Source organism: Nitrosomonas ureae (genome assembly GCF_900206265.1).
Classification (GTDB): Bacteria; Pseudomonadota; Gammaproteobacteria; order Burkholderiales; family Nitrosomonadaceae; genus Nitrosomonas; species Nitrosomonas ureae_C.
The window spans coordinates 1-12,554 of record NZ_LT907782.1; the positions used below are offsets into that span (position 1 = coordinate 1).

Sequence of the window (12,554 nt, forward strand, 5' to 3'; positions counted from 1 at the left end):
GCCCTGTTGCAAAAATGTACAGAGCAAGACGTAAAGTAAACTGCATCGGATCATCACAAAAATAAACGGGTGAATCATATCTCAATCCACTTCAGATCTGCCATAACCCGTTGACTGAGAAACTATCTACTGCATTGGTAATAGAGCGCTATATGACGACTATTCATGTTTCAGCAATAAAGGGGATGATTCCTTCCTTATTCCCAATATTGGATTCAGATAATACCAATGATAATTCATTCATGGAAATTTGGAGCTTGCCATGTCTGAAGAAAGTGATTTAGAACGTACGGAAGAGGCCACGCCCAGGCGCCTGGAGAAGGCGCGGGAAGAAGGCCAGGTGGTGCGTTCTCAAGAGCTTACTTCATTTACTTTGTTGATGGCTGCAGCTGTCGGGATATTGATGCTGGGCTCGGCTTTAATGGAAAAGCTGGTGAAAATCATGCAATCCGGTATGCAACTGGATCGGGAACTGGCGTTTCAGTCTGAATTGATGATCAATCGTTTTTATGAATTTGCGATTGAAGGTTTGATCTCGATGGCTCCATTGCTGTTTTTGCTTTTGGTCGTAGCATTTTTTGCTCCCATGCTGCTGAGTGGCTGGCTTGTCAGTGCTAAGGCGGTTATTCCCGATTTCAAACGCATTGATCCGATAAAAGGTTTTGGTCGTATTTTCTCAATGCGTAGCCTGATAGAACTTGTTAAGGCCATCCTTAAAACCATACTCATCGGAGGGGTGGCGGCATTGGTTATTTGGCATAACAAAGACTCCGTGATGGCGTTGCTAACAGTATCTATTGACTTGGGAATTAGCCGCACCGGTGATTTCCTGGCAATGAGCTTTCTGCTGATTATCAGCGCAATGATCATAATAGTTGCGGTTGACGTGCCTTTTCAAATTTGGGAACACGCGAAGCAATTACGTATGACGAAAGAAGACGTGCGTAAAGAATACAAGGAAAGCGAAGGCGATCCATACGTTAAGGCCCGCATCCGTAACCTGCAAAGGGAGGCGGCACGCCGTCGCATGATGTCTGAAATTCCCAAAGCAGATGTCATTGTCACCAATCCTACACACTATGCCGTGGCATTGCGTTATCAGAGTAACATGCGTGCCCCCAAAGTTGTTGCTAAAGGAGTGCATTTACTGGCTGCACGTATTCGGGAGATCGCTACGGAGCATCGCATACCCATTCTTGAGGCACCGCCCCTTGCACGGGCTTTGTATCACCACACGGAACTGGAAAGCGAAATACCGGAAAAACTGTATACCGCAGTGGCCGAGGTTCTGGCTTACGTTTTTCAGTTACGGCGATATAAAGAATATGGCGGTACTGAACCGAGGCCACCGGTTGATGTGCCTGTTCCGGAGGAGCTGGATCAGGCGAACCTTGCGGTTTAGTTGAATGGGTAGCCTTTAAATTAATTTTTCTTTAAGTTTTTTATTGCGGAAACTATGAATACTGCGATTGCATTGTCATCTTTAGCAAATATTAGTAATTTCAGGACCTTGGCTGGACCGGTTCTGATTATTATGATCCTGGCCATGATGGTGTTGCCATTGCCGCCTTTTATACTGGATCTATTGTTTACCTTTAATATTGCTATCGCCATTATTGTGCTCATGGTGAGTTTATACACTAAGAATCCGCTTGATTTTGCAGTATTCCCGACCATCCTGCTAATTACAACTTTATTACGATTATCGTTAAATATCGCTTCAACCCGGGTTGTTTTGCTTGATGGACATACCGGGCCTGATGCTGCCGGTAAAGTGATCGAGGCATTCGGACACTTTCTGGTGGGTGGGAATTATGCAGTCGGTCTGGTGGTATTCATCATTCTGGTAGTCATCAACTTCGTCGTGATTACAAAAGGTGCGGGGCGTATCGCTGAAGTCAGCGCGCGTTTTACACTGGATGCCATGCCCGGCAAACAAATGGCTATTGATGCCGATCTGAATGCTGGATTAATTGGCGAGGAAGAAGCGCGTAAACGTAGGCAGGTTATTTCTCAGGAGGCCGATTTTTATGGATCCATGGATGGTGCCAGTAAGTTTGTGCGCGGTGATGCGATTGCCGGCATATTGATTATGCTGATTACCATTGTCGGTGGATTGACGGTCGGTGTCATGCAGCACGATATGGAATTAAGCTCAGCAGCGAAGAACTATACTTTGTTAACGATTGGTGATGGTCTGGTGGGTCAAATTCCGGCATTGATTATTTCTACCGCTGCGGGTTTGGTGGTGAGCCGTGTGACGACTGATCAAGATCTGGGTGAGCAGGTTTTAAGTCAGCTATTTAATCAACCGCAAGTATTGGTGATTACCGCCACAATTTTAGCTGTGATGGGACTTATTCCGGGAATGCCGAATTTTGTGTTTCTTTTTATTGCTTCCGCCCTGGGTGCAATAGCGTATTGGAAGAAAAAAACCCCAATCACGCAACCGATTGAGCCTATTGTTCCGGAAATACCAACGATTGAAAAGACTGATGCCAGTTGGAATGATGTAACTCCAATCGATACATTAGGACTAGAAGTCGGCTATCGTTTGATTCCTTTGGTCGATAAAGCGCAGCAAGGGGATCTGCTCAAAAGAATTAATGGCATACGCAGGAAATTTGCTCAGGAAATCGGCTTTCTCCCACCTGTGATACATATCAGGGATAACCTGGAGCTACGACCTAACGCTTATCGTATTACGTTAAAAGGTTCCGTCATTGGTCAGGGGGAGTCCTACTCCGGTATGTATCTGGCGATAAATCCAGGACAGGTCACGATGCAATTACCCGGCACAGCTACCAATGACCCGGCATTCGGGTTGCCGGCAGTGTGGATCGAAGCTGCTTTCCGTGAACAGGCACAATTGCATGGCTACACTGTGGTTGATGCCAGCACGGTAGTAACGACGCATATCAATCACTTGATCCATGCGCACGCTGCTGAATTATTAGGCAGACAGGAATTGCAGAAATTACTGGATCATCTTAATACACAATTTCCCAAACTTATTGAAGATCTGGTTCCAAAATTATTACCGCTCTCAACGGTGCAGAAAGTTTTGCATAACTTGCTGCAGGAGAGTGTTCATATCCGGGATATGCGTACCATTATCGACGTTTTGACTGAGCATGCAGTTCAAACCCAGGACGCTATCGAGCTGACTGCAATTGTCAGAACAGCCTTGGGGCGCGCTATTCTCGATCAATACTATCCTGCAGGCTCAGATGTGCAGGTGATGAGTTTGCATCACGAATTGGAAAATATTCTTAGCCAGGTAATGCAAACTGGCGCAGGGCAAGGCGCCGGGATTGAGCCCGGGCTTGCCGATACGTTGTTGAAAGAAGCTCACAGTGCAGCACAGCAGCAAGAGAAGCTCGGATTGCCGATTGTATTGCTTGTTCCGGGGGCTATTCGCTTTTTACTGGCTAGATTTTTACGCCGAGCACTGCCTCAATTAAGAGTATTGGCTCATTCCGAAATTCCCGATTCAAGAAGAATCAAGATCACTTCCGTCGTTGGAGGTAACAAATGAAAGTAAAGCGTTATATTGCATCTACATCCCGAGAAGCCATGCGCCAGGTTAAAGAAGAGCTTGGCGACAATGCCGTCATATTGTCCAATAGAAAAACCAGAGATGGTGTGGAAATCATGGCATTGGCTGATTCTGAAATGTCTAATCTAGTGCCATCACAGCCCTTACCTGCTTCACCTTCAGCGAATGCTGCTTACTATGAACAAAATAAAGAACTGAGTAAAGAAATCGCTTCTGCTGAATCATATTCGGAATTGCTTGCGTTAACGAGTGATCAGGAAGGCATCAGAAAAAGCACGAATGATGTAATGACAGCTTCATTTGCACGCGACATTATTGCTGAAATTCAAGCCATGAAAAATGCGCTGGAAGATCAGTTGAATGCTGTTGCATGGGGAAATTTTATCCAACGTAAGCCGGAGAAATTGAAACTGCTTCGCACTTTGCTGGATTCAGGTTTTAGCCCGTTATTATCACGCCGGTTAGTGGAGAAATTACCCCCTGAGCTTGATTACGAGTTGAGTCTGAAGCAGGCAATGTCGGCATTAGCTTTTAATCTACATACTGTTGCCAGCGATGAAATAATAGAAAAGGGCGGCATTTATGCATTGATCGGCCCCACAGGCGTTGGTAAAACGACTACGACTGCAAAATTGGCGGCTCGTTGTGTAATCCGGCATGGCGCGGATAGGGTGGCATTACTCACGACTGACAGCTACCGCATTGGTGGTCATGAACAGTTGAGAATCTATGGGCGATTATTAGGTATTCCGGTGCGTACGATTAAAGATACTGAAGATTTGCAATTGACACTATCGGAACTGAGAAACAAGCATATGGTGTTAATTGATACTGTTGGGATGAGTCAGCGTGATCAAATGCTTGCCGAGCAGATTACCATGTTGAGTAATTGTGGTACCGATATCAAACGCATGCTGATATTAAGTGCTGCATCCAATGGGAAAACACTGGATGAGGTGATTTCTGCCTATCATAAAAATGGTATTTACGGCTGTATCATCACAAAAGTCGATGAAGCTGCGAGCTTGGGTGTGGCACTGGATGCCGTTATTCGCAGAAAATTAGTGCTGCATTATGTCGCCAACGGACAGAAGGTTCCGGAAGATATTCACGCAGCTAATCCGCGTTATTTATTGCATCGTATTTTTAAATCCACTCCTGGTGATTCGGCTTTTACTTTGCAAGATGCCGAATTTGCTTTGGTAATGGCGACAAAGAATAGTACTGAAACAGTGCAAACTGGAAAGAAATCATCGGCGGGATTCTTCCATGACTAAATTGATGCTACACGATCAGGCGATGGGGTTACGCAAACTACCATCATTCCAGGCACCTGATTCAGCTCGTGTTTTTACTATCGCAGGAGGAAAGTCCAGAATTGGAAAAACCAGTATTGTTGTGAATCTGGCCGTCGCTTTGGCTCGGAAGGGACGGCGCGTATTGCTGATTGATGAGAATCCTTGTCATAACAACATTTGTACCAATCTGGGATTGCGGGCACGCTTTGATTTACTCCATGTGATTTATAAGGATAAAAAGTTAAACCAGGTACTTTTGCAGGGTCCTGAGAATATCGCCATATTATCCGCCATGCGCGGTATCCATGCACTAAACAAGTTGAATCCGCTCGAACAAGACTGGCTTGTCAGAAGTTTCTCAGAGTTAACTCATTCCGTTGACATTGTTTTGATAGATACGGCTATTGCAGGAACAACACATGTATTACCACTAAGTTTGGCCTCGGAGCAGGTGATGATGGTGATCTCGGGATCAGCCGCATCCCTTACGGGTGCGTATGTACTGATTAAGATCATGAGCCAGGAGTATACGAGAAGGCATTTTCTCATATTGGTGAATAAGGCGGGGTCGGAAGCTGAATCGTTTGCAATTTACCAAAATTTTTACAAAGTAGCTCGTCAATATCTATCGGTAACGCTTGAATATGCTGGCTATATTCCAAACGACGAGAGATTGCGCAGTTCAACACAATTATGTAAGCCTGTGCTGGAAACATACCCGTCTTCACAGGCTGCAATTTGTTTTGGGCAGGTAGTGCAAAATATTTTACGCTCCTCTTGCCCAGATAAGTATCACGGGGGGATTGATAATTTCATACAACGATTGATTCAAACAAGTCATCTGAGTATGGCCAATTTTATGGTGTGATTGATATGTATACTGCGACTGGAACTAAAGCAATTGATAAAGATCAGTTTATAGCTGAATTTACGCCACTGGTGAAACGTATTGCCTACCACATGATGACTCGATTACCCGCTAGTGTTCAGGTTGATGATCTGATTCAAGCCGGTATGATTGGTTTGCTAGATGCTATCAATCGTTATGAGGGTTCATACGGGCGGCAATTTGAGAGTTATGCGGCACAGCGCATACGGGGTTCAATATTGGATGAGTTGCGCGAGGCGGATTGGTTGCCGCGCAGTATACGAAAAAAAATGCGCCGTATTGAAGCAGCTGTGAATTTATTAGAACAGCGCAATGGTTGCGCGCCTAATGAACTGGATTTGGCCAAAGAATTAGATATGTCACTGGACGAATACCATGAGACCTTGCAAAGCGCACGAGGTGCACAATTAATTTATTACGAAGATTTTCAACAAGATGATGAAGAGCCTTTCTTGGATCGTTTATTTATCAACTCTGAGGGAGATCCCTTAAATGCGCTGTTGGATGAGAATTTTCGCAACCAGCTAATTGCCGCGATTGATAATTTGCCTCCCCGGGAAAAACAAATGATGGGGATGCATTATGAGCAGGAAATGAATTTAAGAGAGATAGGCGAAGTGCTTGGAGTCAGCGAGTCCAGAGTTTGTCAACTGCATACTCAAGCTGTTGCAAGGCTTCGCAGTCGTTTGAGAAATCTTTGAGAAGCAAGAAATACTGATTATCCGGTGATCTGATTGGATTTTGGGATGAATAAAAAATCAAAGATGGATGTGAATAGTGTCGCCGGTATTGTATTGGCTTTTGTTGCGATCATCGGCGGGCAATTTCTTGAAGGAGGGCATGTAGGATCTTTACTGCAGGTAGCAGCTTTTCTAATTGTTATGGGAGGGACTATTGGCGCTGTGTTATTGCAAAGCCCAGTCAAAGTTTTCGTTAATGGAGTGAAAATGGTCAGTTGGGTGTTTTACCCGCCTGAAAACTCTCCCCAGATTTTAATTAAGCAAGTTGTCAATTGGTCTAATATTTCACGCAAAGAAGGCATGTTGGCGCTGGAATCGTATATACCTGCAGCCAAAGACACATTCTCAAAAAAAGGCTTGCAATTGCTTGCTGATGGCAGTACGCCGGAGAAATTACGCGAAGTCTTGGAAATTGATATCACGGCCTTAGAGACACATCAACGGCAATCCGCACGAATCTGGGAAGCAGCTGGTGGTTATGCGCCCACCATTGGCATTCTGGGCGCTGTGCTGGGTCTGATTCATGTAATGGAAAATTTATCGGATCCCAGTTTGCTGGGTAGCGGCATTGCAGTGGCTTTTGTGGCAACCATTTATGGTGTTGGATTGGCCAATCTCGTTTTCTTGCCAATTTCAAATAAGCTGAAAAATATTATTGGTGAGCATGTCGTTATGCAAGAAATGCTGATGGATGGCTTTGTCGCGATCGCAAACGGTGAGAATCCTCGACTGATAGAAAGCCGATTGAAAGGATACTATATTTAATACTCTTCAAGTGTTGATTTAATCATAAGCTATTGAATGATAAATAGAAGAAAGAAAATAAATGAGAGTCCGCTCGAAAATCAGGAGCGCTGGCTTGTTTCCTATTCGGATTTTATAACCTTATTATTTGCTTTTTTCGTAGTAATGTATGCAGTTTCATCGGTAAATGATGGAAAATATCGTGTGTTAAGTTCTTCATTGGTTACCGCGTTTAAAAATAGCAGCTCATCTATTTCTGAATCTCCACAAACGACTGAGTTTTCACCGCTTCAAAATGAGCATTCAAATCAGGACAGCTTGATCAAGCTTGCAGATAATTTCAGTAATCAGAAAGCAAGAAAGCAAGAGAAAATGAAAGGTATGGCTAAGAATATTCTCCATGCGCTGGAACCATTGGTGAAGAATGGCCAAGTGAGAGTGACCCAAAATTCTTTAGGAATCACAGTTGAAATTAATGCCAGTGTTCTTTTCTCACCAGGGCAAGCTAAGCTTGCCGAAAACTCTATCTTATCACTTCAAGCGATTGCAAATGTGATCAAAGGCCACGAGCATGAAATTAATGTAGAAGGCCATACAGATAATTTACCTATAAATACAGAGAATTTTCCATCAAATTGGGAGTTATCTTCCGCACGTGCAAGCAGTGTAATCAGGCTATTCATTGAAAAGGGCGTTGAAGCTCATCGGCTTACTGCAATAGGTTACGGTGAAAATAGACCAATAGAAAGCAATGAGACATTTGAAGGAAGAAAAAGAAATCGTCGCGTGACGGTCATGATCTTGTCGACGGATCCTGATAAGATAACGGAAATTCCCATCGCTGAAAATTAAGTGAAGGGATTCCTGAATAGCTATGATTTCGGGCGACTTATAAATATATAGTATATAGTGGATTTGATTTAAGAATACGTATTTCTATTCTCGGAAGAGATTGTTCAAGGGGTATACCTTAGATATAGGTCTGACCTTTAGGTCCATAAAGTGCAACATTACCAGCTGCTCCATGAAGCGCAGCAAAAGACCGTAGATTGTGTTGCAGTCGGTTTGCAATAATCAAGCCATTAGAATGAGTGAATTGTTGGGCCGTTTTGGCAAGATTTAATAATTCTTTCCATAAAGCTTTTATTTCGGAGAAACTGGAGTTTTGTACCGCTAATTCATTTAGCCAAGAGTCTATACTCTTTCTTTCTGAAGGCAGTCCTATTTTCAGGAAAAAAACGTTACGATCATTATCGTGTTGTATTAGTTCTTGGATCAGTTTTATTTTATTGGAAGCGAGGCGATCTATTTCTTCTAGTCTTCCTTCAATAAGGGCACTTTCTTCTTTTTTAAGGATTTCTATAAAAATACGTAGTGTATCGCTTTCGGTTTTCAATTCATTCATGAAGCGCGTAAAGTCTGTGTGGCAAGACATCACGCAGCACCTTTTTTGGATTGAATCAACTCTTTTACTGTTTCAAGCAATCTGTCGGCAACTACTTCCGGATTAATTTGAAAATTTCCTTCACTTATAGCTTGTTTTATTTCCTGAACACGTGCTGTATTTACAATTGAGCCATTTTCAGTAGTACTGTCGATTGTTTGTAGTTTTGTAGCATTAGGACTTAAATGCACATTATTTTCTTGGTTCGTACTCGGATTCGGTGTGATATCAGTACGTCTTTTTCCATCATTAACAGATACAATTGATACGGGCTGTAAAGATTTATCTATTTTCATTTTTATAACCTCATGGCGAATTCATTAAATATTTTATCGACATCTTTATTTAGAACTTTAGAATTAAAGTGCTTGCTGAAGCTCTGGATTATTAGAGAAAATGATTTACAATAGTCCTACGGTGTTAGTTGGTAGGAAGTTTAGGAGCTTTAAAGAAAATATATTTTTCGACTAGCTTCCCGATAGCCATGTTAATGTTATCTCTTGTTGTAAACCTATGGTATTACCTTATATCAGTAGTAAAATGTCTATAATATTCAAAGCAATTGTGAGTGCATTTCGTGATTTATTTCGTTTAAGAATTGCATGGATTACTGTTTGGCCGATTATAGCTTCATTACTGTTTTGGTTGATAGTTGGATTTGTTTTTCAGGATAATTTTTCTAAAATAATTTATCAGATTTTGGACAAAATTGGTGTCGGTGAGTGGCTGCAAAATTTGGAATCAGATTGGATTGCATCGATAGTTCTAGGTTTATTTGATATTTTAGTACTTATTCCTCTTGTAATCGTTACGACACTGATTATTACGGCCATATTTGTATTGCCGGCATTAATTGGTTTGGTGGCGCGCCGTTTTTATCCCGATTTGAAGCGTGAATATGGAGGGTCTATTAGTGGCAGCATTGTCAATGCGGTAATCGCCAGTATTGTTTTTATATTCATCTGGATAGTTTCGTTGCCATTGTGGGCGGTTGGAGCAGGAATTATTATCCCTTTCGTGGCCGCAGCTTTTATGAATCAACAATTATTTCGCTATGATGCGTTATCGGAGCATGCCACCAAGCACGAAATTAACAAAATTTGCTCAGAGAACAGATATTCATTATGGGGGCTCGGGCTGTTGACGGGCTTGGTGCAATTTATACCTTTTCTTAATTTATTGGCTCCAATTTTTACTGCACTTGCGTTTATTCATTTTGGACTAGAGCATCTAAAACTTTTGCGCGCGAAAGAAATGGCAAAACAAAATATTAATCAATAAAAAATAAACTTTCAGATACTCAAACAGATTTCTTTTTTTGATCAAGTTTCTAATCAGCTGTGAACATGCATAGTTGGGATCCAAATTTTATGGATCTTTCGCCTATATTTGAACCATTTGCATATTTGAGAAAGGATTTCTCAAATATGCAGTACTGGCCTGAACCTAATGAGCTTAACAAATTATGTCCCATGTCAAATCAACAAATATATACTCGATCAGGTAAATCTATTTTATTTATACCCCAGGTAATTGTGAAACATTACCATGGACAACCTTATGAATCGAGAATTTTTTTGACTGGTCAAGTGCAAACTAGAGCTAATAATTGGCATGATTTTTTTAATGCTTTAGTGTGGAAAATACTGCCGCGTGCTAAATCAGCGCTTAATCAATTGCATTATCAAGCACAACTGTCTGAGTTAGCGATTAAAGCAGAAAATAGGTGCAAATTAAGAGACGCAGCAACGCTATTCGATGAATCTGGCGTCATTATCATCAGCAGTCATGAATTATTGATTCGGCTAATAAAAGGCTTTGAGTGGAAAGAATTGTTTTGGCGGCAGCGTACCACCGTATTATCATCAATGCGATTTTTTGTTTTTGGCCACGGAATATACGAAAAAGCATTAAACCCTTTTATCGGTATGACTGGTAAAGCAATTATTTTCAAGGTAAAGGAAGATTTTTTCTTGCAAGATTTATTTAATCAACTCCACTCAGTGGATTTAATGCTGGAACAATTTTTGCTCTGCAGACTGTCATCTAGTGCAGATCTGACGCCAATCCCATTGTTAGGTTATCCGAAGTGGGATGCGAATAATTGCCATGAATCCTATTATGAAAATAAGGAATATTTTCGTGATCGTCGTCAATTTAAGTGCACTTAAAAAAATTACATTCTATTTTGAATAACTTATAATTAATAGAAAATTGAAATGAGAATACTCTTAGTAGCGCTATTAATTGCGTTATTTTTCATTGTCACTATATCTAAGGCGGATAATTTTTCGCCGGAAAGCGCTGAAGGTGCTCGTGCTGTAAGTACAGAAACGGCTAAGGAAACACTGATCTATTCGATCACATCGAATAGATGTTGCAGAGGTTTGATAAATACATGGCTATAGATAAATGGAATAGAGCGATGCAATCAAGCTTTTCTGACCTGGAATATGCGGCAAAGAAGAAACAAACCCGACGAGATCGTTTTTTGGATGAAATTGAAGCTGCAACACTTTGGGCATCTGTGTTGAATGTTATTGCGCCGTACTATCCGGTTAGCGGTAGGCGGGATCACCCACCGACTGGTCTGGAACGGATGCTGATGTATGTTGTGCAACAGTGCTTTGGTTTTTCGGATGAAGGCACGGAAGATGCTGTATATGATAGCCAAGCCATTCGTCACTTTGTGGTAGTGATCTGAATCGGGAAGCGGCAGCGGATGCGACGACTCTGCTGAGATTTCGTCATTTACTGGAAGGGCATCCTCTGACGGAATCGATCTTTGATGCAATCAGCTGAACGTGGATTATTTCATCGCGAAGGCACGATTGTTGATGCTACGCTGATTTCAGCCCCTCTTTCGACTAAGAACAAGGAACGGGCGCGCGATAGCGAAATGCATCAAACCAAGAAAGGCCAGCAATGGCACTTCGGCATGAAGGTACACATCGGTGTCGATGCGCAATCAGGGCTTGTTCACACCCTGATCGGGCAGCCAATGTCCACGATGTTACTCAGGCACAGGCGCTGCTGCATGGTGATGGAACCGATGTGTTTGGTGATGCGGGCTACCCAGGCATTGAAAAACGACAAGAGAATCCTGAATTGCCCGTAACCTGGCATATTGCAATGCGTCCTTCCAAGCGCAAGGCATTGCCCAAAACAACAGCAGGCGAACTGATGGGAAGCTTGAACATGCAAAAGCCAGCATTCGCGCCAAGGTTGAGCATCCCTTTCATGTTGTAAAGAATCTGCTCATGCACCGCAAAACCCACTACAAAGGAATGGCCAAAAATAACGCTCAGATGTTTTCACTGTTTGGGCTTGCCAACTTGCTGCTGGCTCGCCGGTGGTTATGTAGCTCAGCCAGCCGGATTGCGTCTTAAAGACAAGAATTGAGGGAAATAATGCAAGAAATAGCGCAATTCAAGCCAGAATATGGCAAATTCTAACCTAATATCCCAAAACCGTTCGCTTAGCCCCTGGGGTGCGGTGTATTAATCAGTGTTTTCCTAAATTACTTTTTTCGATAAGGAATATTTATTTTTTGATGTTAGAAGCTTGAATGATTATAGAATGGGACATGTTCCTGGTGCGTATCATCTTTCTGTAGAAAGTGATTTTGATGAGCAAAAATTAAGTGGGATAGTAAAAAGATCAACTTGTTGTTATGTATTGTAACGGTACTTCGTGCCTGGGTAGCTCAATTACGATAGAAAAAGCAATTGGGTGGGGATGGACAAATATTTTATTATCCTTGGATGAGTTTCTTGTAGAGATTTTGATGAAAACGCTTTTATTTAGAGTAGCGGTTATGTATTTTTGCGAACCAGGTACGTATTTTGTTAAAATGTAATGTTAAATTTACTAATTTATT

The 12,554-nt window shown here is 42.1% G+C and carries 12 protein-coding genes and 1 pseudogene; 11 read left to right on the plus strand and 2 right to left on the minus strand.

The genetic code is table 11. The features are described 5' to 3' along the window. The first annotated feature begins 262 nt into the window (after positions 1-262). The 7 genes from flhB to motD all read left to right on the plus strand — a co-directional run bounded on the left by flhB (position 263) and on the right by motD (position 8,082). A complete protein-coding gene (gene flhB, locus CPG39_RS00005; RefSeq protein WP_096291471.1) occupies positions 263-1,402 on the plus strand; it encodes a flagellar biosynthesis protein FlhB in 1,140 nt (379 codons plus the stop codon). Positions 1,403-1,456: 54 nt separating this feature from the next. After that, on the plus strand, positions 1,457-3,538 hold the full coding sequence (flhA, locus tag CPG39_RS00010; RefSeq protein ID WP_096291472.1) for a flagellar biosynthesis protein FlhA: 2,082 nt from the start codon (positions 1,457-1,459) through the stop codon (positions 3,536-3,538). After that, positions 3,535-4,836, plus strand: coding sequence for a flagellar biosynthesis protein FlhF (gene flhF / locus CPG39_RS00015; RefSeq protein WP_096291473.1), 1,302 nt, complete (start codon positions 3,535-3,537; stop codon positions 4,834-4,836). Before flhA ends, flhF begins: the two co-directional genes overlap by 4 nt. Next, positions 4,829-5,725, plus strand: coding sequence for a MinD/ParA family ATP-binding protein (locus CPG39_RS00020; protein ID WP_096291474.1), 897 nt, complete (start codon positions 4,829-4,831; stop codon positions 5,723-5,725). The genes flhF and CPG39_RS00020 overlap by 8 nt, the downstream gene beginning before the upstream one ends. Before the next feature lie 5 nt (positions 5,726-5,730). After that, on the plus strand, positions 5,731-6,447 hold the full coding sequence (locus CPG39_RS00025) for an RNA polymerase sigma factor FliA (protein WP_096294204.1): 717 nt from the start codon (positions 5,731-5,733) through the stop codon (positions 6,445-6,447). Positions 6,448-6,510: 63 nt separating this feature from the next. Continuing rightward, entirely contained in the window at positions 6,511-7,251 is a 741-nt protein-coding gene (locus tag CPG39_RS00030; RefSeq protein ID WP_096294205.1) for a flagellar motor protein, read from the plus strand. Positions 7,252-7,287: 36 nt separating this feature from the next. Continuing rightward, positions 7,288-8,082, plus strand: coding sequence for a flagellar motor protein MotD (motD, locus tag CPG39_RS00035; protein ID WP_096291475.1), 795 nt, complete (start codon positions 7,288-7,290; stop codon positions 8,080-8,082). A 118-nt stretch (positions 8,083-8,200) separates the two neighbouring features. Here motD and CPG39_RS00040 read toward each other — a convergent pair whose 3' ends face one another. Both CPG39_RS00040 and flgM read right to left on the minus strand, forming a co-directional pair. Next, positions 8,201-8,635 (minus strand): flagella synthesis protein FlgN, encoded by a 435-nt coding sequence (locus CPG39_RS00040; RefSeq protein WP_231990326.1) that lies wholly within the window; start codon positions 8,633-8,635, stop codon positions 8,201-8,203. Between the two features lie 29 nt (positions 8,636-8,664). Further along, on the minus strand, positions 8,665-8,970 hold the full coding sequence (flgM, locus tag CPG39_RS00045) for a flagellar biosynthesis anti-sigma factor FlgM (RefSeq protein WP_096291477.1): 306 nt from the start codon (positions 8,968-8,970) through the stop codon (positions 8,665-8,667). A 244-nt stretch (positions 8,971-9,214) separates the two neighbouring features. On the opposite strand from flgM, the gene CPG39_RS00050 reads away from it, so the two are divergent. The 4 genes and pseudogenes from CPG39_RS00050 to CPG39_RS14950 all read left to right on the plus strand — a co-directional run bounded on the left by CPG39_RS00050 (position 9,215) and on the right by CPG39_RS14950 (position 12,358). Further along, positions 9,215-9,955, plus strand: a complete 741-nt coding sequence (locus CPG39_RS00050; protein WP_231990327.1) for an EI24 domain-containing protein — start codon at positions 9,215-9,217, stop codon at positions 9,953-9,955. A gap of 65 nt (positions 9,956-10,020) precedes the next feature. Then, positions 10,021-10,845, plus strand: coding sequence for a DUF3025 domain-containing protein (locus CPG39_RS00055; protein WP_231990328.1), 825 nt, complete (start codon positions 10,021-10,023; stop codon positions 10,843-10,845). Positions 10,846-11,099: 254 nt separating this feature from the next. Continuing rightward, a pseudogene (locus tag CPG39_RS00060) lies at positions 11,100-12,063 on the plus strand (IS5 family transposase). 175 nt (positions 12,064-12,238) lie between these two features. Beyond that, on the plus strand, positions 12,239-12,358 hold the full coding sequence (locus tag CPG39_RS14950; RefSeq protein WP_172424055.1) for a hypothetical protein: 120 nt from the start codon (positions 12,239-12,241) through the stop codon (positions 12,356-12,358). The last annotated feature ends 196 nt before the right edge of the window (positions 12,359-12,554 follow it).